This window comes from Microbulbifer pacificus, assembly GCF_002959965.1.
Taxonomy (GTDB): domain Bacteria; phylum Pseudomonadota; class Gammaproteobacteria; order Pseudomonadales; family Cellvibrionaceae; genus Microbulbifer; species Microbulbifer pacificus_A.
Genome location: NZ_PREV01000027.1, coordinates 794,099 through 816,502, shown reverse-complemented (window position 1 = coordinate 816,502; position 22,404 = coordinate 794,099). Strand labels below are relative to the sequence as shown.

22 protein-coding genes and 1 tRNA gene are annotated in these 22,404 nt (G+C 58.9%); 9 read left to right on the top strand and 14 right to left on the bottom strand.

All coding sequences use genetic code 11. The features are described from left to right. Window positions 1–162: 162 nt before the first annotated feature. Complete coding sequence (gene rpoE / locus C3938_RS14210; RefSeq protein ID WP_105103906.1) at window positions 163–777, bottom strand: RNA polymerase sigma factor RpoE; 615 nt, start codon at window positions 775–777, stop codon at window positions 163–165. 180 nt (window positions 778–957) lie between these two features. Between rpoE and nadB the strand changes: the two genes are divergently transcribed. Further along, on the top strand, window positions 958–2,568 hold the full coding sequence (gene nadB, locus C3938_RS14205; protein WP_105103905.1) for an L-aspartate oxidase: 1,611 nt from the start codon (window positions 958–960) through the stop codon (window positions 2,566–2,568). A 23-nt stretch (window positions 2,569–2,591) separates the two neighbouring features. Here nadB and C3938_RS18340 read toward each other — a convergent pair whose 3' ends face one another. Together C3938_RS18340 and C3938_RS14195 are read right to left on the bottom strand one after the other, a co-directional pair. Then, window positions 2,592–3,101: a protein YgfX gene (locus C3938_RS18340; protein ID WP_325027399.1), complete on the bottom strand. Its 510-nt coding sequence runs from the start codon at window positions 3,099–3,101 to the stop codon at window positions 2,592–2,594. Beyond that, a complete protein-coding gene (locus C3938_RS14195; protein WP_105103903.1) occupies window positions 3,076–3,321 on the bottom strand; it encodes a succinate dehydrogenase assembly factor 2 in 246 nt (81 codons plus the stop codon). The genes C3938_RS18340 and C3938_RS14195 overlap by 26 nt, the downstream gene beginning before the upstream one ends. A 118-nt stretch (window positions 3,322–3,439) precedes the next feature. On the opposite strand from C3938_RS14195, the gene C3938_RS14190 reads away from it, so the two are divergent. Continuing rightward, window positions 3,440–4,504, top strand: a complete 1,065-nt coding sequence (locus tag C3938_RS14190) for a YgfZ/GcvT domain-containing protein (RefSeq protein ID WP_105104546.1) — start codon at window positions 3,440–3,442, stop codon at window positions 4,502–4,504. Between the two features lie 52 nt (window positions 4,505–4,556). Here the strand turns inward: C3938_RS14190 and ung are convergent, their stop codons facing one another. Genes ung through C3938_RS14165 form a run of 5 tightly spaced genes read right to left on the bottom strand, consistent with a single transcriptional unit; the run spans window position 4,557 to window position 8,024 of the window. After that, window positions 4,557–5,279: a uracil-DNA glycosylase gene (gene ung / locus C3938_RS14185; RefSeq protein ID WP_105103902.1), complete on the bottom strand. Its 723-nt coding sequence runs from the start codon at window positions 5,277–5,279 to the stop codon at window positions 4,557–4,559. A 45-nt stretch (window positions 5,280–5,324) separates the two neighbouring features. Then, the gene (locus tag C3938_RS14180; RefSeq protein WP_105103901.1) at window positions 5,325–5,915 is read right to left on the bottom strand and encodes a uracil-DNA glycosylase family protein; all 591 of its coding nucleotides are present in this window, start codon (window positions 5,913–5,915) and stop codon (window positions 5,325–5,327) included. A 2-nt stretch (window positions 5,916–5,917) separates the two neighbouring features. Continuing rightward, window positions 5,918–6,925, bottom strand: coding sequence for a hypothetical protein (locus tag C3938_RS14175; RefSeq protein WP_233998929.1), 1,008 nt, complete (start codon window positions 6,923–6,925; stop codon window positions 5,918–5,920). 28 nt (window positions 6,926–6,953) lie between these two features. After that, entirely contained in the window at window positions 6,954–7,436 is a 483-nt protein-coding gene (locus C3938_RS14170; RefSeq protein ID WP_105103900.1) for a YajQ family cyclic di-GMP-binding protein, read from the bottom strand. Between the two features lie 51 nt (window positions 7,437–7,487). Beyond that, window positions 7,488–8,024, bottom strand: a complete 537-nt coding sequence (locus C3938_RS14165) for a YaeQ family protein (protein ID WP_105103899.1) — start codon at window positions 8,022–8,024, stop codon at window positions 7,488–7,490. Window positions 8,025–8,120: 96 nt separating this feature from the next. On the opposite strand from C3938_RS14165, the gene C3938_RS14160 reads away from it, so the two are divergent. From C3938_RS14160 to C3938_RS14145, 4 genes are read left to right on the top strand one after another with little or no spacing between them, the layout of a single operon-like run. Beyond that, the gene (locus C3938_RS14160; protein ID WP_105103898.1) at window positions 8,121–8,750 is read left to right on the top strand and encodes a LemA family protein; all 630 of its coding nucleotides are present in this window, start codon (window positions 8,121–8,123) and stop codon (window positions 8,748–8,750) included. 39 nt (window positions 8,751–8,789) lie between these two features. After that, window positions 8,790–9,542: a TPM domain-containing protein gene (locus C3938_RS18310; protein ID WP_105103897.1), complete on the top strand. Its 753-nt coding sequence runs from the start codon at window positions 8,790–8,792 to the stop codon at window positions 9,540–9,542. A 45-nt stretch (window positions 9,543–9,587) separates the two neighbouring features. Beyond that, entirely contained in the window at window positions 9,588–10,196 is a 609-nt protein-coding gene (locus C3938_RS14150) for a TPM domain-containing protein (RefSeq protein ID WP_105103896.1), read from the top strand. A gap of 37 nt (window positions 10,197–10,233) precedes the next feature. Beyond that, window positions 10,234–11,106 (top strand): PDZ domain-containing protein, encoded by an 873-nt coding sequence (locus C3938_RS14145; protein WP_105103895.1) that lies wholly within the window; start codon window positions 10,234–10,236, stop codon window positions 11,104–11,106. A gap of 77 nt (window positions 11,107–11,183) precedes the next feature. On the opposite strand, the gene lysS is transcribed toward C3938_RS14145, so the two are convergent. After that, window positions 11,184–12,677, bottom strand: a complete 1,494-nt coding sequence (lysS, locus tag C3938_RS14140) for a lysine--tRNA ligase (RefSeq protein ID WP_105103894.1) — start codon at window positions 12,675–12,677, stop codon at window positions 11,184–11,186. Between the two features lie 226 nt (window positions 12,678–12,903). Continuing rightward, window positions 12,904–13,999, bottom strand: a protein-coding gene (gene prfB, locus C3938_RS14135; RefSeq protein ID WP_105103893.1) for a peptide chain release factor 2 whose coding sequence is annotated in 2 segments (ribosomal slippage) — window positions 12,904–13,926 and window positions 13,928–13,999 — 1,095 coding nt in all. Because the reading frame shifts where the segments join, the coding sequence is not laid out codon by codon here. A 225-nt stretch (window positions 14,000–14,224) separates the two neighbouring features. Here prfB and C3938_RS14130 point away from each other — a divergent pair. Continuing rightward, window positions 14,225–15,394 (top strand): pectinesterase family protein, encoded by a 1,170-nt coding sequence (locus C3938_RS14130; protein ID WP_233998928.1) that lies wholly within the window; start codon window positions 14,225–14,227, stop codon window positions 15,392–15,394. A gap of 5 nt (window positions 15,395–15,399) precedes the next feature. On the opposite strand, the gene C3938_RS14125 is transcribed toward C3938_RS14130, so the two are convergent. Then, a complete protein-coding gene (locus tag C3938_RS14125; RefSeq protein ID WP_105103892.1) occupies window positions 15,400–15,789 on the bottom strand; it encodes a MerR family transcriptional regulator in 390 nt (129 codons plus the stop codon). A 309-nt stretch (window positions 15,790–16,098) separates the two neighbouring features. On the opposite strand from C3938_RS14125, the gene C3938_RS14120 reads away from it, so the two are divergent. After that, window positions 16,099–17,274 (top strand): efflux RND transporter periplasmic adaptor subunit, encoded by a 1,176-nt coding sequence (locus C3938_RS14120; protein WP_105103891.1) that lies wholly within the window; start codon window positions 16,099–16,101, stop codon window positions 17,272–17,274. A 12-nt stretch (window positions 17,275–17,286) separates the two neighbouring features. Continuing rightward, window positions 17,287–20,427 carry an efflux RND transporter permease subunit gene (locus C3938_RS14115; protein ID WP_105103890.1) on the top strand — a complete coding sequence of 1,047 codons (3,141 nt, stop codon included), beginning with the start codon at window positions 17,287–17,289 and terminating at the stop codon, window positions 20,425–20,427. Between the two features lie 72 nt (window positions 20,428–20,499). On the opposite strand, the gene C3938_RS14110 is transcribed toward C3938_RS14115, so the two are convergent. From C3938_RS14110 to C3938_RS14100, 3 genes are all read right to left on the bottom strand, one after another. Next, the gene (locus C3938_RS14110; RefSeq protein ID WP_105103889.1) at window positions 20,500–20,766 is read right to left on the bottom strand and encodes a hypothetical protein; all 267 of its coding nucleotides are present in this window, start codon (window positions 20,764–20,766) and stop codon (window positions 20,500–20,502) included. Between the two features lie 467 nt (window positions 20,767–21,233). Next, window positions 21,234–21,321: transfer RNA gene (locus tag C3938_RS14105), tRNA-Ser, on the bottom strand. A 195-nt stretch (window positions 21,322–21,516) separates the two neighbouring features. Beyond that, window positions 21,517–22,089: a nitroreductase family protein gene (locus C3938_RS14100; protein WP_105103888.1), complete on the bottom strand. Its 573-nt coding sequence runs from the start codon at window positions 22,087–22,089 to the stop codon at window positions 21,517–21,519. Window positions 22,090–22,404 lie beyond the last annotated feature (315 nt).

Sequence of the window (22,404 nt, the reverse complement as noted above, 5' to 3'; positions counted from 1 at the left end):
ACGGAAAAGTTTTACCCGGCAGGCAAATTTTGTGTGAATTACGCAAAAAAATTACCTGTCGTTCCGGTCACCGCTACTGGTTAGACCGACAAACTCCCACTCGACTCCCAGACAGAACAAATATGACCAAACGATGAGCAAATAAAGTGCACACCGGCGAAATTACCCGCGTCCCCCCACCGGTTCCGGCTCCCCGGCCATTGCCGCCTGAACCGCCCGGTCGATGGACTCGCGGGCACGAAAGATCCGCGAGCGCACGGTGCCCACCGGGCAACCCATGACCTCGGCGATCTCCTCGTAACTCAGCCCCTCCAGCTCCCGCAGGGTAACCGCAGAGCGCAGGTCTTCCGGCAACTCGCGGATGGCGCGGTGCACGGTGGCCTCAAGCTGATCGCGGAACAGCTGGTTTTCCGGGGTATCGTTATCCCGCAACATCTCGGCACCGGAGTAGAATTCGGCGTCTTCGAGATCCACATCGTAGGACGGCGGACGGCGACTGCGGGACACCAGGTAATTTTTCGCGGTATTGATGGCGATGCGGTACATCCAGGTATAAAAGGCGCTCTCTCCACGGAAATTCGCCAGCGCCCGGTAAGCCTTGATAAAGGCTTCCTGTACCACATCATTCACTTCGGCGTGGTCGTTGATATAACGGCTGACCACCGCAGCGATTTTGTGCTGATATTTGAGCACCAGCAGATCAAAAGCGCGCTTGTCGCCCTTCTGAACCCGCTCTACCAGCTGTTGATCACTCGGCGACGCCTGATGACCTGTCATCCCCTACTCCCAACCGCGGTCCCGGCGCGCAATCGCCCGGGGCACAGGATTATTCTGTTGTGTCGAAGACAACCCGTTTCGGTCATAAGTTCCTGACAAATCGGTAATTTTTGAAGATGGCGTATACTACGCGCCCTCCGACTCGAATAAAACTCTACCAGCAAAGAGGTTCAGAGCCCCTTGAACAACTACAATGTTCTCGTTATCGGCAGTGGCGCCGCAGGTCTCACCCTGGCCCTGCATCTGGCCACCCGCCACCGTGTGGCACTGCTGTCCAAGCAGCGCCTGCAGGACGGCTCCACCTGGTTTGCCCAGGGTGGCATCGCCGGCGTGCTGGATGAGACCGACTCAGTAGACGCACACATAGCCGATACATTAGATGCGGGGGCGGGACTCTGCCACCCGGAAGCCGTACGATTTACGGTAGAGAACAGCCGCGACGCCATCCAGTGGTTGATCAATCAGGGGGTCGACTTCACCCGCGAAGGCGCTGGCGATTATCACCTCACCAAAGAGGGCGGCCACAGTCACCGCCGCATCATCCACAGCGCCGATGCCACCGGTCGCGCGGTGCATAGCACCCTGATCGAACGCGCGCGCAATACCCCAAACATCGACTGCTTCGAGCACCATATCGCCCTTGATCTGATCCGCCAGCCCGACCCCGTTACCGGTCGCTTCCGTTGCGCCGGCTGTTACGTCTACAACAAGGATACCGAAGAGGTTGAGGTATTTCAGGGGCGCGCGGTAGTCCTTGCCACCGGCGGCGCCGCCAAAGCCTACCTCTATACCAGCAACCCGGACGGGGCCAGCGGCGACGGCATCGCCATGGCCTGGCGCGCCGGCTGCCGGGTGGCGAACATGGAATTCAACCAGTTCCATCCCACCTGCCTCTACCACCCCAAAGCCAAGTCGATGCTGATTACCGAAGCACTGCGGGGTGAAGGCGCGCAGCTCAAGCTGCCCAATGGCGAACGTTTCATGCAGCGTTTCGACAAGCGCGGCGAACTGGCACCGCGGGATATCGTCGCCCGTGCCATCGACCACGAGATGAAGCGCCTGGGTGCCGATTGCGTGTATCTGGACATTTCCCACAAGGATGAGAAATTCGTTCGCGAACACTTCCCCACGGTCTACAAGAACTGCCTGCAGTACGGCATCGACATCACCAAAGAAGCCATACCGGTGGTACCCGCCGCCCACTACACCTGTGGCGGTGTCATGGTGGATCAACACGGGCGCACCGATCTGGATCAACTCTACGCCATCGGTGAAACCACCTTCACCGGTCTCCACGGCGCCAATCGCCTGGCCAGCAACTCGCTGCTGGAATGCGTGGTTTACGCTCGCTCCGCGGCTTTACACATCGACAGTACCCTGGACAAAATCACCCCGCCGCGCCCGGCACTGGCCTGGGATGCCTCCCGCGTGACAGATTCCGATGAAGACGTGGTGATCTCCCACAACTGGGACGAACTGCGCCGATTTATGTGGGACTACGTGGGTATCGTGCGCACCCGCAAGCGCCTGCTACGGGCGGAACACCGGGTGCGACTGCTGCAACAGGAAATTCTGGAGTTCTATGCCAACTACAAGATCACCAGCGACCTGATCGAACTGCGCAACCTGGCGAAAGTGGCCGAACTGATCATTCGCTCGGCACTGGATCGCCGCGAGAGCCGTGGCCTGCACTACTCGCTCGACTATCCGGGATTGCGGGAATTAGCGATGGACACCATCCTGGTGCCGGAAAACTACGCCAACCAGCGGCATTTCATCGACGCCGATTGAACAGACGGAAATTTCGCGTGAACTTATCGGGAGTAGCGCAACGCCACCAGTAACCGGCGCCAGTCGTCGGCACTGGTCGCGTCGCTACTGAGAACCAGCCGCAGCCGGCGCCCCTCCAGATCGCGGGCATTGATCACCACCAGCCAACCCCAAAGCGTCAGCTCACCGCGAAAGTGAAATTCACGCTTTGCGCCGCCCTTCACCTGCCAGTACCAGCGCCTTTCCGCGGTCGATAAACGCCCCACCGACCGATCGAGACGACGCCACTCCCACCAGGTAAATACGGCAATTACGGGCAATGCAAACCCTATCGCCAGCCATGGCAGCCGGGAAAGAACGAGCAGGATTGAAGATTGAACGGCTGCCAGTCCAAGCAGACTCCGCAGCAGGAGCGAAGACGAGAAATCACAGGCAAGCCGGGCACTGCGTTCAGCGCGGGCACCTGTGCAATCCCCGGAGACTCCGTCCAGCGGAATCGCAGCCTCGCGAGAGGAAGACAGAGTGGAATCAGTCCTGCAGACCGGTGTTGTCACGGATGATCTGCACTATTTTCTGAAGCTCCGGGTCTTCGGGATCTTCCCGGCGCAGGAACCAGGCGAACAGATCCTGATCCTGCTCGTCCAACAGGCGGATATAGCGCTGCTTGTCATCATCCGACAGCGTTTCGTAGACATTCTCCAGAAACGGCAGCAGCACCAGGTCCAGCTCCAACATGCCGCGACGGCTGGCCCAAAACAGGCGGTTGCGATCCATACTTCTTTTCTCAATAGCCGGTTGCAAAGTGCGCGCAGTATAGCGGTAGTTGAAATCCCGCCGCAAAACCCCAGATACTGCACCACTTCAACAAGCGGTCGATGAAGGCGAATTCAGCATGGATCAACAGCAGTGGCAGGAATTTCTCAGCAGCCAGGGCGCCCAGTGGATGGATGGCGCGGCAGGCTTCCCCCCCCGAGATGGGGACACCTCCAGTGCCGAACTGCAACTCATTGACCTCAACCCCATGGGTGCCATCGCCGTCAGCGGGCCCGACAGCCAAAAATTCCTCCAGGGCCAGCTCACCTGCGATCTGGTAAAACTGCCGGACGAACACCTCACCCTTGGCAGCCACTGCAACCCCAAGGGTCGCATGATCAGTGCGTTCCACGCCCTGAAAATCTCACAGACCGAATTTGTTCTGCTGATGCCACGGGATCTGGTGAGCACAGCCCTCACGACCCTGAAGAAATATGCGGTCTTTTTCAAAACCCAGCTTGAAGACGTGAGCGACAGCCAGCACTGGCTCGCCCTCTGCGGTCGCGATGCAAGCGCCGCTGCCAGCCAGCTCCTGAGCCTGTCCCACGGCGGCAGTACGGATCTCGTGCCCGGCCAACTGCGCAGCTTCGATCATAACGGCCACCGCGCGCTTGCAGCCTGCTTCGGCGAGCGCAATGTGGTGGTACAGCTGCCACTGGAGCAGGCTGCGGACCTTTGGCTAAAGCTCGCGGGCAGCGGCCCCGCACCCGGCAGCTACCACGTCTGGCAACAACAAGTGATCGAAGCGGGGCTGCCGCAGGTTTACCTGAGCAGCAGCGAAATGTTCATTCCGCAGATGGTAAACCTGCATCTGCTGGGCGGCGTGAGCTTCAAGAAAGGCTGTTACACCGGGCAGGAAGTGGTAGCACGCATGCAGTACCTCGGCGCTGCCAAACGCCGCATGTACCGTGCGCGTATCGACAGTGGCGAGCTGCCGCAGCCCGGAGCAGAAATCTTTGTTCCCGCAGGCGGGTCAAGTGTCGGCAACCTGGTACAAGCCTGTATGACAGGTGATGACATTGAATTGCTAGCGGTACTGACCAAGAGCAAGGTGGCCGACGGCGAGAGCCTGCAACTGGCCGACGGCCGTGTACTGGAGTTGCTCGAACTCCCTTACGATGCGGACGCCGATCCGCTGGCCTGATCCCCGCCAAGGCCTATTGTAGGAGCCTGCTTGCAGGCGCCTACAAGAACAATCAAATCTCTACCGCGACCCGGTGCAATTCGGATACCGCAGGCAGCGCCCAGTCGATGGGCGCCTCTCCACGCTGCTGCAAGTAGGCATTTGCCTGCGAAAACGGCCTGGTGCCGAAAAATCCGCGGTGCGCCGACAGCGGCGAGGGATGCGGTCCCCGCAGCACCAGGTGCTTGCGGCGATCGATGAAACTTCCCTTTTTCTGGGCGTAACTACCCCACAGTACGAACACCAGCCCCTCCCGCCGCTCTGCCAGCGCGTGTACTGCGGCATCGGTAAACTGCTCCCAACCGCGCCCCTGATGCGCTCCGGCTTTACTCTCCTCCACCGTGAGCGTGGCATTCAACAACAGCACGCCCTGCTCCGCCCACGGCTGCAGGCAGCCGTGATTGGGCGGCACAATGCCCAGATCCGAGTGCAGTTCCTTGTAGATATTCTGCAACGAGGGGGGAATACGCACGCCGGGCATCACGGAAAAACACAGGCCGTGCGCCTGCCCGGCACCGTGGTATGGGTCCTGACCGAGAATGACCACCTTCACCTGATCAAACGGCGTGGAATTGAAGGCATTGAAGATCTGCCCACCCGGGGGAAAGATTCTCTTGCCCGCCTGTTTTTCCTGCTGCAGAAACTGACGCAACTCGGCCATGTAGTGTTTGCTGAATTCAGGCTCCAGCACCGAGAGCCAGCTGGGGTGAATCTTGATCTTGTCGGAAACCTGCATATTTTTTCCTAAGTTATTTGTAGGAGCTTGCTTGCAAGCAAGCTCCTACAAAATCGAGTGAACCCGTTGGCGCAGTGCCGGCACCACGTGCTCATCAAACCACGGGCGGCGTTTCAGCCACAGGGTGTTCCTCGGGCTCGGGTGTGGCAACGGAAAGAAGCCATGTGGTAGCGCATCGGCGAAGTGGTGAACATTTTCGCTAATGCTGCCCCGCTTTGAAAAGAGAGGGCGGGGCAGATAGTAGCGCTGGGCGTACTGACCAATGAGCAGGGTAAGCTGGATATTTGGCATTTCCGCAAGCAAACGGGCATGCCAGGTCGGCGCGCACTCGGGGCGTGGCGGCAGGTCGCCGCCCTTGCCGCGCCCGGGATAGCAGAAGCCCATGGGCATGATGGCAATACGGGATTCGTCGTAGAAAATTTCCCGGTCTATCTGCAGCCAGTCTCGCAGGCGATCACCAGAGGGGTCATTCCACGGAATACCCGTGGCATGTACCCTGGTACCCGGCGCCTGGCCGATAATCAGCAGGCGGGCACTGCGTCCCGCACTCAGGACCGGGTGCGGCCCGAGGGGCAAGTGCGCTTCGCACAGCCGGCAGGCGCGCACCTCGTTTAACAGCAGGTCCAGTTTTGTCACCGTCAAATCCGGTTACCGCCTTCCATTTCCGCTTCGGGAAAAGCCAGGTGTAACAGCAATCCTCGCGTGTCTTCCGGTGCAGCAGCACGACCAATGCCATTGTTATCCAGTACCACGAAAATTCCCCGCTCGTTAACCGCAAGCCCTTCACCCTTACCAAATCGGGTATCCAGATAAACGAATTCCGATCCCTCTTCGACATCGTGATAGTGAATGCACCATTCCGCCTGAAGACTCTCTACATTGCGGCGACACACTGCGAACGCATTGCGCTCCAGGGTAAACAGCGCACCGTCATACGCCGCAAGTCCGGCGATATCTTCCGAGCGGCCACGGAAATCAAGCCCTTTCACCTCCGGCACGACGCGAAAATCTCGCCCTTCCTGATCGCCCGCGTGCAGTTTGAGCAGTCCGCGCGGATCGCGCTCCAGCGCCACCCAGAAATCATCGCCGATCTTGGCCACGCCTTCACTTTCGGCGTTGAACACGCGCAAGAAGCCGCGCGTTTTTGCCGATTCTGACCAGCGCACCGGCAGCCACTCCCCCCGGCTTTCGATGCTGTTGAGCCGTGCAATACGGTTGTACCGCTCACTCAGCAGATAGATGCCATCAGCGTCACAGGTAATGCCCTCAAAATCCATGCTCAGAGATGGGCTTGCGACATGTAGTGCACGAGCTTTCAGTGGCACCGGTTGATCATCCGGCAGAGAGGGCCGGGTAAAACCGGCTTTGGTCTTGAGCGCGACGGAATCCCGATCGGATTCGGGTGAGAGCTGGAATATCTGTTCCGACACTTTATCTGCAACCGCCAGCAGTTCGCCATCACAGAAGCTCAAACCGGAGATGTCCAGCCCCTCACTGCCGTCGATCCACCAGGCATTCAGGAGTGTCGCCGGCGATACTGGCACCCCGGAATGCGGTTCAGCAATGGCGAGCGACGCCAGCGGTGTCCACATACCCAGCAGCGCGCCGGCGCCAACACACAACCAGCGTTCGGATAAATACTTCAAAGGCCTCTCCCGTATAAATGGGATCACCTCAATCGCGGAAGTTTTCGAACTGCAGAGGTTGCTCCAGCTCTTTACTCCGCAACATGGCAATCACCTGCTGCAGGTCATCGCGCTTCTTGCCGGTAACCCGCACGGCGTCACCCTGAATCGCGGCCTGCACCTTGAGTTTTTCGTCCTTGATGATCTTAACGATCTTTTTTGACAACTCTTTGTCGAGACCATTTTTCAGTTTGATTTCCAGCTTCACCTGCTTGCCGGACTGCGTCGGCTCGCCAACATCCATTACCAGTGGGTCGATACTGCACTTGATCAACGCCTGGCGCACCAGGTCTTCCATCTGACCGATCTGCATCTCGGAATCGGCGCGCAGAGTCAGGACAAACTCACTGCGCTCCACTTCCGCATCCACGCCTTTGAAATCATAGCGGGTGGTGATGGTCCGATTGACCTGATCCACGGCGTTGGTCAGTTGATGTTTATCCACTTCGGAAACGATATCGAATGACGGCATAGTTGAGGCTCCCTTAATCTCGCCCGCACACCATGCGGGCCATATAAAACGTTATTTCCAGCGCTCAGGCAGGACTTCAATGTTGTTGTCATTACTGGCGAACCACAGGTGCCCGTCCTGGATGGTGACTGACAGATCCATGGTACGCTCAGCCATCGCCGCAAGTTGTACGCAACTGTCTGCGGGCAGATAGAAAATCTCCAGATTGTCGAAACGCGCACTGATAGATTCCATCTTCTGCCACCACACCGACGCGGTACGTTGCCCATAGGCGTAGACAGTGACCTTACGCGCGCGACCACAGGCCTTGCGAATACGATCTTCCGCGGGCACGCCCACTTCAATCCAGGTCTCTATTTCGCCGCTCAGGCTGTGCTGCCACAAATCCGGTTCGTCGTCGCTGGAAAGGCCGCGGGTGAATTCCAGCTGCTCACTGGCATTGTGGGCAAAGGCCAGCAACCGGATCATCATCCGCCCATCGGTCTCCGACGGGTGGCGCGCCAGGGTCAACAGGTGTTCCGCGTAATAATCCCGGTCCATATCCGCGATCTGCACGCGGGCTTTGAATATCGTCGCTTTTAATGCCATTACTACTCTCTGAATCGGTCGCCTGCCGGTAGTTGCCGGACATCGGCTTTTGGGAGTCTATTATTGTCTTGTTCGGAACCAACATGGATGAACGGAATGAACACAGCACTCACGGGCAAACTAGATTTCCCGCAACGGCGTTTCTGGCAAACCCTGTTGCTTTCACTACTGGCGTTTGGCCTGACGGGCTGCGGCATCAACAACATCCCCACCTACGACGAGAATGTGAAGGCCACCTGGGCCCAGGTACAGAACCAGTACCAGCGCCGCGCGGACCTGATTCCCAACCTGGTGAAGACCGTTAAGGCCTATGCCGCCCACGAACGGGAAACCCTGGAAGCGGTCACCGAAGCGCGCGCCAAGGTCAATTCCATGCAGGTAGACTCCGGCATCATCAACGACCCCGAGAAACTGAAGCAGTTCGAAGCAGCCCAGGCCCAGCTCAGCAGCGCCCTCTCCCGCCTGATGGTGGTGGTCGAGCGCTACCCGGACCTCAAGGCGAACCAGAACTTCCTCGCTCTGCAATCCCAGCTGGAAGGCACCGAAAACCGCATCAGCGTGGCCCGGCGGGATTATATCGCCGCGGTGGAGCGCTACAACCGCGAGATTCGCACCTTCCCCGGCCGTATCTGGCACACCATCATGTATAGCGACATGCCCATTCGCGACACGTTCGAGGCCACGTCGGAAAACGCGGACAAGGCACCCGAAGTCGACTTCCAGTAAGCGTCGCCACTGTATGTCACTGTAACAGCGGAGTCCTGAATGACGATCCGGCGGATCGCCCTGCTGCTTCTCCTGCTCCCGGCCCTGTTTGGGGCCGGGCTTGCCGCAGCGGACGTGAAATTCCCCAGCCTCAGTGGGCGGGTGGTGGACAATGCCAACCTGTTGAACCAGAGCACCCGCTACCAGCTCACGGAAATTCTGCAACAGCACGAGAAGGAAACCAGCAACCAGATCGTGGTGGTCACCCTGCCCGACCTGCAGGGGCTCACCATCGAGGAGTACGGCTACCAGCTGGGACGACACTGGAAAATCGGTCAGAAAGGGAAGGACAATGGCGTCCTGCTGATTGTTGCCCCCAGTGACCGACAGGTGCGTATTGAAGTCGGTTACGGTCTCGAAGGCGCCCTCACCGATGCACTTTCCGCCAATATCATCCACACCAAGATCCTGCCCTATTTTCGCCAGGGCAACTTCGACGCCGGCGTGGTGAACGGCGTTGACTCCATCATTGCCGCGATCAAAAACGAGTATGTTCCCGAACCCACAGAGTCCAACCGCGACCGGCAGCTGGCGCTACTGGTGGGGATTTTCCTGTTGTTCATCATGCTGCAGATTTTCGGCTCTTCAGTACTCGGCTCCCCCTCAGGCGGCAGCAACTATCGTCGCGGCCGTTACGGCGGCTACTACGGTGGAGGTGGATTCGGCGGCGGTTATAGCGGCGGAGGCTTTGGCGGTGGATTCGGCGGCGGGGGCGGCGGCTTCGGCGGTGGAGGAGCTTCCGGTGGCTGGTAAACACCCTGTACCGAAAGTGGATTTGGCGGACAACGGAAAACCAACATGCTGAATGCAAGCGAGCGGCGCAAAGTCGCCGACACGATCAAGGATGTGGAATCGCGCACCGACGCGGAGCTGGTAACGGTGCTCGCCCGCCGCGCCGACAACTACCTGTACATTTCCACCCTGTGGGCGGCCTTTCTCGCCCTGCTGCTGGCACCACTGATGCAGTTCCTGCCCTGGTGGATCGAATACCAACAGGCCTTCACCCTGCAGTGGGTCCTGTTCATCATGCTCGCAATCCTGTTCCGCTGGCGACCGCTGACCATGCTGCTCATCCCAAAGAAAGTGAAGTACTGGCGCGCGTCCAATCTAGCCCGCCGCCAGTTTCTTGAACACGAGCTGCACAGCACCAAAGACCGACTGGGCCTGCTGATCTTCGTCTCACAGTCGGAGCACTATGTCGAGATTCTTGCCGACCGCGGCCTGGCGGAGCAGATCACCAATGAGAGCTGGCAGGAAATCGTCGAGAACTTCATCCGCGAGGTGAAAAAAGGAAAAACCGGCGAGGCATTCGTTCACTGCGTGGAAAAATGCGGTCGCCTTCTGGAGGAGGCCGCACCCGCCACTGTCGTCAAGAACGAACTGCCCAACCACCTGGTACTTCTATAATTGGCCAATACCGCCTCTGAAGTGACTTGGTGATTCCATGAACCTGCACAGACACGCCATTCCGCTGGCGATTTCCCTGCTTCTTGTCGGTGCCGCAGTGGCCCACTGGACCAATCCGGACAATCCCGCGGCATCCACCATTCGCGAGACACTCTTCTCCGACAGCGCCAAATCCTCCCAACCCAGGGGCGATCTGACCGCGCGGGTACAACAGCTGGAAAAATCCCTGGAGCAGACACTCAAAATCCAGAACCAACTGCTGGAACTGGTGAATGACCTGAGCAAACGGCTGGACCCCGCAGCCGCAACGGGGGATATCCGCCACGCAACACTGGAATCGCGCGAAGCACCAGAGCCAGCAATCCACCACCGATCTATTCGCGAGCAAGAAAACGGCGATCGCTACGCCCGCGTGAGGGAAGGCCAGATCAGACATTTTACCGATGCCGGGCTCAGCTACGAGCGCGCGGAATATATTGTCGACAAGCAGGAGCGCATTCAGTACGAACAGATGCAGTTCAGCTATGAGTATCACCACTTGCAGGACAAACGATCCAAACGGGCCAAGGAGCTGCAGGAACAATTGCAGACTTATAGCAATCCACGCCGGGTTTTCGAGCAGGAGCTAACCCAGGAGGAGTTCGAGCAGTATCTGAATGCCACTGGAGGACGCTCTGAATTCGAGATCAGCAGTATTCTGGAGTCCGCGCCGGCCTACGATGCGGGCCTGCGCGCCGGCGACAAGATCATCCGCTACAACAATCAGCGGGTATTCCACATGGGCGATCTGCGCACCCAGGTCTATCAGGTTGCGCCAGGTACTTCGGTGCCTGTGGAAATCCAACGCAAGGGCAGCACAGCCCCGGAAACCATTTATCTGCCAGCGGGACCGCTGGGCATACGCCACTGATTTCAGGGCGCCCTGAGTGGGTACAAAAAAGGGCGATGGCCGCAAAGCCATCGCCCTTTTTTAGCGTCCGCCGAACATTACTCGACGGAAGCTTCCGGACGCATATGCGGAAACAGCAGGACGTCACGGATAGACGGTGAGTTGGTGAGGAACATTACCAACCGGTCGATGCCGATACCCTCACCGGCGGTAGGTGGCAGACCGTATTCCAGCGCACGTACATAGTCGGCGTCGTAGTGCATGGCTTCGTCGTCACCGGCATCCTTTTCGGCCACTTGCGCCATGAAGCGCTCGGCCTGGTCTTCGGCGTCGTTGAGCTCCGAGAAGCCATTGGCAATCTCGCGGCCGCCGATGAAAAACTCGAAGCGGTCCGTCACAAACGGGTTGTCGTCGTTGCGACGCGCCAGCGGGGATACTTCGGTCGGGTATTCGGTGATGAAGGTCGGCTGATCGAGCAGGTGTTCAACGGTCGCCTCAAAAATCTCGATCTGCACTTTGCCGAGCCCCCAGATCTCCTTGACCTGGATGTTCAGTTTTTCCGCCACCTTGCGCGCGCTTTCCATATTGTCGATGTCGGAGGCGCTCAGTTCCGGGTTGTATTTGAGAATCGAGTCGAACACGCTGATACGCGCGAACGGCTGGGCGAAATCGTAGCTCTTGCCCTGGTACTCGACGGTGGTGCTGCCGAGCACGTCGGTGCAGATGCCGCGCAGCAGCGCTTCGGTGTGGTCCATCATGTCGCGGTAGTCCGCGTACGCCTGGTAGAACTCGAGCATGGTGAACTCGGGGTTGTGGCGTGTGGACAGGCCTTCGTTGCGGAAGTTGCGGTTGATTTCGTATACGCGCTCAAAGCCGCCGACCACCAGACGCTTGAGGTACAGCTCCGGCGCGATGCGCAGGTACATGTCGATGTCGAGCGCGTTGTGATGCGTCACAAACGGGCGCGCGGCGGCGCCGCCGGGGATGACCTGTAACATGGGGGTTTCCACTTCCATGAAGTGGTTTTTGTTCAGGTACTGGCGGATGTAGTCGATGATTTGAACGCGCAGCTGGAACACCTTGCGGGATTCCGGAGTGGCGATCAGGTCGACGTAGCGCTGACGATAGCGCATTTCCTGGTCGGAAATACCATGGAATTTTTCTGGCAGCGGGCGCAGGGCTTTGGTGAGCAGGCTGTACTCTTCGCAGTTGACGTAGAGGTCGCCTTTGCCGGATTTGTGCAGTGCGCCTTTGACGCCGACGATGTCGCCGATGTCCCAGGTGCCCCAGCGCTCTTTGATGTCGGCCTGGGCCTGCTTGTCGGCGTACAGCTGGATGCGGTCGGAGACGTCCTGAATCACGAGGAAGGGGCCGCGCTTGGCGAGGATACGGCCGGCGACACAGGCCGTGTTGCCTTCGGCTTCCAGCTCTTCCTTGCTCTTTTCACCAAACTCTTTTTGCAGGTCGGCGGCGAGGTGTTCGCGGCGAAAGCTGTTCGGGAAGGCATTGCCCTTCTCGCGCATGGCGCTGAGTTTGGCGCGGCGCTCGGCGATCAGTTTGTTTTCGTCTTGCTGAGTTGGTGTGTTGCTCATGATCTATCACATGTCTTTCTGGTGTGTTTCGGACTTCGCCGCTTTTCTGTAAAGCTCTGTTCTGAATTCCGTGGCGGTGGAGCACTGGGTATTCGGTTTCGAAACCGAACACCCAGCACTCCACCTTTAATTCGACGTATTTTGCTTCGTAAGCCAAGTAAAAACTCAGCTCTAATCAATGCCGTATGTTGGGCAAAGCGAAGCGTGCCCAACAATCACTGGAACCTTACAGCCCCGCCTTCAGGCTCGCTTCGATAAACTGATCCAGGTCCCCGTCCAGCACTGCCTGGCAGTTACTGGTCTGGACGCCGGTGCGCAGGTCTTTGATGCGCGAGTCATCCAGAACGTAGGAGCGGATCTGACTACCCCAGCCGATGTCGGATTTGCTTTCTTCCAGCGCTTGCTTTTCGGCGTTGCGCTTCTGCATTTCCTGTTCGTAAAGTCGCGCCCGCAGCATTTTCCAGGCTTTGTCGCGGTTCTGGTGCTGGGAGCGTTCGCTCTGGCAGGCGACGACGATGCCCGTGGCTATGTGGGTCAAGCGCACCGCGGAGTCGGTTTTGTTGACGTGCTGACCGCCGGCGCCAGAGGCGCGGTAGGTGTCTTCACGCACCTGGGATTTGTCCACCTCAATCTCGATGTTGTCGTCGATCTCCGGGGAGACGAAGACGGAGGTGAAGGAGGTGTGGCGGCGGTTGCCGGAGTCGAACGGGGATTTCCGCACCAGGCGGTGTACGCCGGTTTCGGTGCGCAGCCAGCCGTAGGCGTATTCGCCCTGAAAGTGGATGGTGGCACTTTTGATGCCGGCAACGTCGCCTGCGGAAGCTTCCTCGAGGGTGGTTTTGAAGCCGTGGGCTTCGCCCCAGCGCAGGTACATGCGCAGCAGCATTTCGGCCCAGTCCTGGGCTTCGGTGCCGCCGGAGCCGGCCTGGATGTCCAGGTAGGCGTTGTTGGGGTCGGTTTCGCCGGAGAACATGCGGCGGAATTCGAGGGTTTCGAGCTGCTGTTCGAGGTTACCGAGTTCGCCCGCTACTTCTGTCACGGAGTCTTCATCGCCCTCTTCCACAGCCATGTCGAGCAGTTCGCGGCAGTCGCTGAGGCCACCATCGAGGTCTTCGATGGTTTTTACGACGGCCTCCAGAGAGGAGCGCTCGCGACCCAATTCCTGAGCGCGATCGGGGTCATCCCAGACGCTGGGTTCGGCCAGTTCGAGTTCGACTTCGGTCAGGCGTTCTTTCTTGCCAGCGTAGTCAAAGATACCCCCTGAGAACGTCGGTGCGCTCTGCGAGGTCTTTCATCTGGTTGAGAAGCGGATTGATTTCCATAGGGCTGTCAGCTTCGGTCGGTTAAAGCGGGCGCGCATTCTACCCCAGCCAGCCCCGCAAAATAAGGGGCTCAGCCTCCAGCTGAATAGTTTTCCCCACGATTTCCGCGGTGTGCGCTGCTCACAACGCGGGTTGAGGCCCGTATGGGGAACCCGCTAGAATGGCCTGACCAATATCAAAAACAAGAAAAATTCGACCTGACCAACAATCAGACGGAGCTGTACCATGGCGATGCCTGCACGAGATAATTCAGACCTTCCCCCCTCGCTCCATCGATCACTGCGGCCCGGTCTGTGGTTGCTGGCACTGCTGGCGATGACGTCCTGTGCCAAGAGCGATGTCCAACGCCGATATGACGCGGTAGTCGGTACCGCTTCTGCCGAGACCGGTAACACGCCGGCCTTCCCCACGATTACCGCGGCGCTGGCGGCGGCGCCGGAAGCAAACACGACGCCCTATGTGATCTACCTGCCCGAGGGCCTGTATGAAGAGAAACTGCTGGTCAACAAACCCAACATCTACCTGATCGGCGCCGGGCGCGACAACACCGTCATCCGCTACGGTGACTACGCAGGGATGCCGGCGGTGGGTACGGAGCCGAGTTCCGAAGCCAAGATGGGCACCTTCGACACCGCGACCCTCACAATCGAGGCGACCGATTTTCGCGCGGAGAATCTCACCATCGAAAACAGCTTCGACTTCCTTGCCACCGATGCCCTTCCCAGCGATCACACCGACAAGATCAACGGCACCCAGGCGGTAGCACTGGAGACAGGCCTCAACAGCGACCGCTCGGCCTTCCGTAATGTGCGCCTTATCGGCTACCAGGACACTCTGTTCGTGCAAGCGGGTCGCAGCTATTTCGTAGACAGTGTGATTGAAGGGAACGTGGATTTCATTTTCGGCGCGGGCCAGGCGCTGTTCGAGAACAGCGATATCATCACCCGCCCTCGCGGCACCGAGCGCGACATCGTAGGTTACGTCACCGCACCCAGTACCAGTATCGACCACGAGTTCGGGCTGGTTTTCCTGAACTGCCGGCTGCTGAAGGCGGAGGGTGTACCCGCCAACTCGACCCCGCTCGGCCGCCCCTGGCACCCCACAACGACGTTTGCCGACGGCCGCTACGCGGACCCGGATGCCATCGGCGCGGCGGTGTTCATCCGCTCCTTTATGGACGATCACATCACCACCAACGGCTGGGACTCCATGCGCGGCACCAGCCGCGACGGTACCAAGTCCACGGTGTTCACACCGGAAGACTCGCGTTTCTTTGAGTTCGAAAGTCACGGCCCCGGGGCGTCCACCAACGACAAGCGTCGTCAGCTGAGCCAGGTACAGGCCGCGACCTATACCCGCGAGCGGATTCTCGCCGGATGGGAACCGGGCTTTTGATCGCCTTATTCTTTGCTGGCCAGCTGCGACAGAATGGCACACTCCGGCGAGTCATCTCCGGCGCAGCTGTCCGCCAGCTCTCCCAAGGTCTTTTTCATTACCTGCAAGGTCTGCAGCTGTTGCTCTACCTGCTGCAGTTTTTCCTCTACCAACAGCTTGGCATCGTGACTGTGCCGCGCCGGGTTCCGGTGCAGCGTGAGCAGCTGGCGCACTTCCTCCACAGAGAACCCGCAAGCCCGCGCCCGCTGGATAAACTGCAGAGTTTCTACATCATCGCGGGAGTACTCCCGGTAGCCATTGGGCCCCCGCGCTGGCTGCAACAGGTCGATGGATTCGTAATAGCGCAGCGCCTTGGCGGATAACCCCGCCTGCTTTGCCGCCTGTGAAATGTTCATCTCATTCCTCCCGTTCCACCGAGATTCTCCCGGCCGTTATGGTGGTAGAGCCTCCGGGTTACCGCAAGGGGAAGGTCAAGTGCACAACACCATTTGTCCCGTGCGGCATTTCCCCGTAAATATTTTTGTCCCTCACTGCATCCAGAACCGCGTCTCACCGAGTCCATTCAGCAAATAACCGGACGTTTGCCGACAATTCCACTCGTTCCGGCTTTTGACCAATAGCTAACAAATGGACTTCGTGATCCCATGGATACTCCAAATCGGCAGCCCCCGTTGGCGAACTCGCACACAGGCAAAATAAGACATATGAACAAAAAAATCCTGAAAGCCGCCGCTCCCGTACTCGTACTGGCGGTGGGCTTCGGCACAGTGCAATGGATGTCCGCTGCAAAACCGCAGCCGGAAAAGAAAGAGGAAGAACAGCGCCTGGTTTCCCTGGTGTACTCCGAGGCCCGCGAGGAGTCGGTAGCCCTCAGCGTTACCACCCAAGGTGAAGTACGGCCACACACAGAGATTGATCTCACTCCGCAGATCTCCGGGCGCATTGTTGCCATCGCCGACGGGTTTGCCGAAGGTGCCGGTTTTGAAGCCGGTGAAACCCTGATCCAGCTGGATGACGCGGACTACCAGTTGCAGGTCGCGCAGGCCAAAGCGCGTGTGGCACAGGCGGAGGTGCTGTTACTGCAGGCAGAAGCCAACGCAGCCATCAAGCGCCAGCAGTGGCTAGATCTGAATCCAAACAAGGAGCCCACCCCGCTGCAGGTGAACAAGCCCCAGGTCATTGAAGCGCAGGCCAATTTGCGTGCCGCGCAGGCGGAGCTGGCGGATGCGGAACTGAATCTTTCCCGAACCAAAATCCGCCTGCCCTATCGCGGTCGCGTTATCAGCCGTGATGTGGGTGTAGGTCAATACGTAACCGCCAGCACCCCCCTTGGGCGGATCTTCGCCACCGACCGGGTCGAAGTGCGCCTGCCGCTGACCGACAGCCAGCTACTGGAGCTGGAGCTTCCCATGGGCTTCGTCGCCAGCAGGACAAACCCAGGCCCGCAAGTCACCCTCTCCGCCCTTGTCGGCGGCCACCAGCAGGAGTGGCGTGGCCGTATTGTGCGCACCCAGGCAGCCGTGGACCAACAGACCCGCCTGATTTATGCAGTGGCGGAAGTGGAAGACCCCTATGGCAAGGGCGCGAGCAACGGCGTACCGCTGGCGGTGGGACTGTTTGTTACCGCCGAGGCGGAATCCACTGAACAGCGCCAGGCGGTGATAGTACCGAGAGAAGCGTTGCGCAGCGCAGACAAGGTGTATGTGGTAGATGAAAACAACCGTCTGAATATCCGCACAGTGGACGTACTCTCCACCTCCGATCACCGCGTGGTACTCGCGTCCGGCGTCGCCGACGGCGAGCGCGTAGTGACCTCCACCGTCGCCAACGCGGTCGACGGCATGGAAGTACAACCCATCACCCACCTGGCCCGTCGTTAAGGAAGTGTATTTATGAACAGCCTTATTGCCTGGTGGGCGCGCAACAGCGTAGCCGCCAATCTCGCGATGGTCGGTATTCTGGTGGCCGGCGCAATCGGATTTTTCAAGATGGAACGGGAAATGGACCCGCAGGTGCGCTTCCCCGGCCTTGAGATCCGTGTGTCCTGGCCCGGTGCCTCACCACAGGAAGTGGAAGAGCAGATCGTCTCCCGCATTGAGGAAGCGGTACGCGATCTCGACAACATCGACTGGGTCCGCTCCACTTCATCGGAGGGTTTCGGTGAGGTGTATATCCTCGCGCAAACCTCGGTGGACTTTTCCCGTTTTATGAACGACGTAAAGATCCGCGTGGACGGCATCTCGTCATTCCCCCGCGATATCGAGCCGCCTCAGGTGCACCAGTGGGTCAACCGCGAGGAATTTATTCGCGTGGCAGTCCACGGCGACGTGGGTGAACGCGAACTGAAGCGCCTGGCGGAACAACTGCGCCGCGAAGTAGCCACTCTGCCCGCCATTTCTGTGGTGGAACTGTTTGGCACGCGCATGGAAGAAGTATCCATTGAAGTCAGCGAACAGGCCCTGCGCCGCTACGGCATGACCTTTCAGGACCTCGCGGACGCCATCCGCAACAGCTCAATCAATCAATCCGCCGGTACCGTGCGAACCGAGGTGGGCGCCTATCAGCTGAAAGTGCGCAAGCAGGCGGACAGCGAACAGGATTTCGCCAATATCATCGTTCGCCAGACCGCCGATGGTGGCACCATCCGGGTGGGCGACGTGGCCAAAGTGGTGGACGGCTTTGAAGACAACGAGATTCTCGCCACCCTGAACGGCGAACCGGCGGTACTGCTGCAGGTGATGAGCACCGAAACCATGGACATCGTCACCGCATCCGATTCCATCCGCAAATGGATCAAGGACCGCAGTAACACCCTGCCCGCGGGCGTAAAGCTCACCCTCTGGACGGACAACGCGGAAGATTTCAAAGGCCGTATGGAGACCATCGGCAGCTCCGCCTTCCAGGGCTTACTGCTGGTACTGCTGGTACTGGTGTTCAGTCTGCGCCCGAAAGTGGCCTTCTGGGTATCCATCGGTATCGGTACCGCATACGCCGGTGCTTTCGTACTGCTGCCCAGCGTGGGGGTTTCCCTGAACATGCTTTCCACCTTCGCCTTCCTGCTGGTGCTCGGTATCGTGGTGGACGACGCAATCGTGGTGGGTGAGAGCATCCACACCGAATCCCACAATCCGGAACACCAGCACCCGGGCGGCGGTCTCAATGCCGCAACTCTCGGTACCCAGCTGGTGGCAAAGCCGGTGATCTTTGCGGTCATCACCACCATTCTCGCATTCCTGCCGTGGATTTTTATCAGCGGTTCCACCAGCGAATTCACCCGGCATATCACCTGGGTGGTCATACTTGCGTTGCTGTTCTCACTGATCGAGGCGCTGTTCATCCTGCCGGCGCATCTTAACAACCTGAAACCGCAAACCAATCCGGGTCGCTTTGGCCGCGTACAGAACCGCATCGCCGACAGCATCGTGCACTTCGCGCAGAACCACTATCGTCGCATCGGCAGCTGGGCTGTGGAGCGCCGCTATCTCACGGTGAGCATTTTCATCGCGGTCATGATGGTCGGCTTCGGCGCATTCGGCAGCGGCTGGGTGAAAAAAGGGTTTATGCCGGATATTGAATCCGACCAGATCATCGTCAACGTGGTGATGCCAGAGGGCGCACCCTACAGCCGCGCACTCGAAGTTCTCGCACAACTGCAGGACGCGGAGAAACGCCTGGAAGAAGAAGCCAACCAGCATACCGACGGCGAAGGTGCCCTGATCGAAAACTGGTACACCCGGTCGCGCCGCGACAGCGTCATGGCCATCGTGCAGCTGGCGCCGCCGGAAACCCGCTCCATGACGGCGAAAGATGCCGCCCTGCGCCTGCGTGAACTGCTCGGTGACGTACCGGACGCGAAGGAAGTTTCGGTGCAATACTCGCTGAACAACAACGGACCCGGCTTTGAACTGTCCATCCGCCACCCCGATCTCGACATACTGCGCGAGGCCACCGCAGACCTGGAGTCCAAACTGCGCACCTTCGAGAGCCTGTACGACGTACGCAATAATCTGGAGGGCGCCTCGGAAGAGATCCGCATCGACCTCAAGCCCGGCGCCACAAAACTCGGCCTGACCCTCGCCGACGTCAACCGCCAGGTGCGCCAGGCCTATTTCGGTGAAGAAGTACAGCGTCTGCCCCGCGCCGGCCAGGATGTAAAAGTCATGGTGCGCTACCCGCTGGAATCCCGCCGCTCCATTGAAAGCCTCAAGGACTTCCGCGTGCGCACCGCCGACGGCCGTGAAGTACCGCTACTGGCTATTGCCGATCTCGAATACGCACCGGGAATCAAGCGTATCCAGCGCTGGAACGGCAACCGCGCCGCGCGTGTTATGGCTGATCTGAAAGACGATGTGCGCGGTGAAATCATGAAAGACCTGGAAGAAAACTTCTTTCCCGAGTGGGAGAAGCGTTACCCGGGTATCATCCGCGGCGCCGTCGGCCAGGCCGAAGGAGAAAAACGCTTTATCCAGGAAGTACTTGGCCTCTACACCATGGCTTTCTTCGCCATGTACAGCCTGTTGGCCATTGCCTTCCGCAGCTACTTCCAGCCGATCCTGATTCTGGTGGCCATTCCGTTTGCCTTTATCGGTGCCATTCTGGGGCACGGCGTGATGGGCATGACCATGGCCATCTTCAGCTACTTCGGCATCGCCGCGGCCGCCGGTGTGGTGGTGAACGACAACCTGGTATTGATGGACCAGTGCAACCGCCTGCGGGAAAAAGGTGTGGAACCCCTGAAGGCCATTGTGGAAGCCGGCGTATCCCGCTTCCGCCCGATCCTGCTAACCACCGTCACCACCATCGTCGGCCTGCTGCCAATGATGATGGAACGCAGTATCCAGGCGGCGTTCCTGCAGCCGATTGTGATCGCACTGGCGTTCGGGGTGTTCGTGGCCTTCTTTGTGACACTGCTGCTGGTACCCGCCATGTATGGCGTTGGTGTAGATATCAGTGCGTTCTTCGGAAGACTCAAGCAGAAGCTGTTTGCTCGGGGTGGGGATGCCACCCAGGGAGATGTTGTGGCTGCGGATTGATGAACTGGTAGCGGCCACGCCAACCGGGTTGGTGTGGCCGCCTGCCGCACGCTCATAACCTTCAATTTCTCGTCAAGTCCTGCCCGCCGGCGCCCCATCCCTGAGCGCCCGGTAAATTGCCCGTACAAGAAACCCAAACGGGATCAATCCGAGTAAAAACAATCCAGCAAGATTCAGGAAAAATTTGGAAAACCCGACAAATTCGTAGCCGAAGATTGTTGCGGGACTACCGGGAGTAAACAGTCCCCAGATCAATGTTGCGAACAGTGCAATGTAGCCAAGAGCCAGTCCGACGCTTCCGACTACTTCAAGGTTTTGTTTGAATTTTGAATCTTCCATTTCATTCTCTCCCAGGCCAAATCTTATTGCTGATCAGCACCTTGATATTTGACGGTGTGTTTGAGTGCATCATGTGCAAACGGGGATTGGTGCGGTTATACAAATGTGCACTCAAAAAACTCGAGCGATTGTAGCGTCCTTTCTCGGGTTTGCAGGACTGATGAGGAACTTGACGGGAGTGAAGAGCCAGCACGGACAAGGCCGCCTGAATGAGTTTTGCCGGAAACAAACTTCGGGAGGGATGGGCTCAAAACACACTCAGACGTGTTTTGAGCCTGCGAGCTCGGTTTAACCTCGGTCTCAACTCGCAACGCGAGTTGAGACCGAGGTGGTGAGGGAGGGATTAGCTTCGCTGCGCTCGCTGGTCTCCGGCGCTACGCGCCTCCGGCTCGAACGGGGTTCTAATCCAGGTCTCCCTCACTGCCACATACGAAAAAGCCCGGCATAGAGCCGGGCTTTTTCGTATGTGGCGGTGAGGGAGGGATTCGAACCCTCGATACCTTTCGATATACACACTTTCCAGGCGTGCTCCTTCGACCACTCGGACACCTCACCAAATTGTATGCGTGTCACGGTTTGTTTAGCGAGCTAACCGTCCGCACGCTTGCGGGCTCGTCGGCGTTTTGCCTTGCTAATCAGTAACATAGCTCCCGATCAGCGAGCGCGCACTTTACAGAAAGGCGGCGGCAGGTGCAAGTCCATTTCGAAAAAAATCCTGACAGCCGCCTCCCGATCATGCGTCGATTGCAGTTATTCGCCGTGCCAGTCCGCGAAGAAGTCGCTCACGGCGAGTTCCGGCGCCGAACGCGGGGGTTTCTGGGGGGTACCCATGTAGATGAAGCCACTGATCTCTTCGTGGTCGGTAAGCCCCAGAGCGCGGGCGACCTGACGATTCTCAGCCAGCTCACCGGTGCGCCAGTAGGCACCGACGCCTTCAGCGAAAGCGGCGGTCAGCATGGCCTGTACAGCACCCGCAGTGGACATCCGCTGTTCATTGAGGGGGACTTTAGGGTGCACCTGCAAGCGGGTGATGGCGACGAGGATCAGGGGCGCGCGCAGGGGCATGGCCAGGAGGCGCTCGCGTTGCGCATCACTCAGGGGCTCGCCAGTTTTAGCACTACCCTCGCTGGCTTTGAGGTAGATCTCCCCGAGGCGGCTGCGGGATTCCCCCTCCACCACCAGGAAGCGCCAGGGGCGCAAATTGCCATGGTCGGCGGCCCGCAGGGCCGCGCGGAAGATGTTGTCGCGCTGCTTGCAACTGGGGGCAGGGTCCGTCAATACGCCGACTGATACGCGGTTGTGTAATGCTTCCAGCGCGTCCATGGTCGTCTCCTGATCTGGTATGTCTGGCAGAGTAACAGCGCCGGTATGCGGGGCACCGGGTCGCCAAAAGTGCGGGATTTTACCTCAAGGCGGCGAAATTCCGATACCAGACGAACATCCAATTTTAGGAACTTATCCCTATTGACCGTCGCTTTCCGGGGTGCTTGGGGGTAAACTTTGCGCCTGTCCGTGATCCATCGCTCGAAATTACTACCAAAGCGCTGAATGTAACGTCGAGTGGTACACTGCACCGAGCCCTTGGGCCGGCCAGTCAGAAAATAAAACAACAGACCCCGGACATCCCAGACCCAGCTA

What these genes read in the sequence shown, in the direction of transcription:
- rpoE (WP_105103906.1), bottom strand. Translation starts at nt 777, where the DNA reads ATGACAGGTCATCAGGCGTCGCCGAGTGATCAACAGCTGGTAGAGCGG.
- C3938_RS14195 (WP_105103903.1), bottom strand. Translation starts at nt 3,321, where the DNA reads ATGGATCGCAACCGCCTGTTTTGGGCCAGCCGTCGCGGCATGTTGGAG.
- C3938_RS14190 (WP_105104546.1), top strand. Translation starts at nt 3,440, where the DNA reads ATGGATCAACAGCAGTGGCAGGAATTTCTCAGCAGCCAGGGCGCCCAG.
- ung (WP_105103902.1), bottom strand. Translation starts at nt 5,279, where the DNA reads ATGCAGGTTTCCGACAAGATCAAGATTCACCCCAGCTGGCTCTCGGTG.
- C3938_RS14170 (WP_105103900.1), bottom strand. Translation starts at nt 7,436, where the DNA reads ATGCCGTCATTCGATATCGTTTCCGAAGTGGATAAACATCAACTGACC.
- C3938_RS14165 (WP_105103899.1), bottom strand. Translation starts at nt 8,024, where the DNA reads ATGGCATTAAAAGCGACGATATTCAAAGCCCGCGTGCAGATCGCGGAT.
- C3938_RS14160 (WP_105103898.1), top strand. Translation starts at nt 8,121, where the DNA reads ATGAACACAGCACTCACGGGCAAACTAGATTTCCCGCAACGGCGTTTC.
- C3938_RS18310 (WP_105103897.1), top strand. Translation starts at nt 8,790, where the DNA reads ATGACGATCCGGCGGATCGCCCTGCTGCTTCTCCTGCTCCCGGCCCTG.
- C3938_RS14150 (WP_105103896.1), top strand. Translation starts at nt 9,588, where the DNA reads ATGCTGAATGCAAGCGAGCGGCGCAAAGTCGCCGACACGATCAAGGAT.
- C3938_RS14145 (WP_105103895.1), top strand. Translation starts at nt 10,234, where the DNA reads ATGAACCTGCACAGACACGCCATTCCGCTGGCGATTTCCCTGCTTCTT.
- lysS (WP_105103894.1), bottom strand. Translation starts at nt 12,677, where the DNA reads ATGAGCAACACACCAACTCAGCAAGACGAAAACAAACTGATCGCCGAG.
- C3938_RS14130 (WP_233998928.1), top strand. Translation starts at nt 14,225, where the DNA reads ATGGCGATGCCTGCACGAGATAATTCAGACCTTCCCCCCTCGCTCCAT.
- C3938_RS14125 (WP_105103892.1), bottom strand. Translation starts at nt 15,789, where the DNA reads ATGAACATTTCACAGGCGGCAAAGCAGGCGGGGTTATCCGCCAAGGCG.
- C3938_RS14120 (WP_105103891.1), top strand. Translation starts at nt 16,099, where the DNA reads ATGAACAAAAAAATCCTGAAAGCCGCCGCTCCCGTACTCGTACTGGCG.
- C3938_RS14115 (WP_105103890.1), top strand. Translation starts at nt 17,287, where the DNA reads ATGAACAGCCTTATTGCCTGGTGGGCGCGCAACAGCGTAGCCGCCAAT.
- C3938_RS14110 (WP_105103889.1), bottom strand. Translation starts at nt 20,766, where the DNA reads ATGGAAGATTCAAAATTCAAACAAAACCTTGAAGTAGTCGGAAGCGTC.
- C3938_RS14100 (WP_105103888.1), bottom strand. Translation starts at nt 22,089, where the DNA reads ATGGACGCGCTGGAAGCATTACACAACCGCGTATCAGTCGGCGTATTG.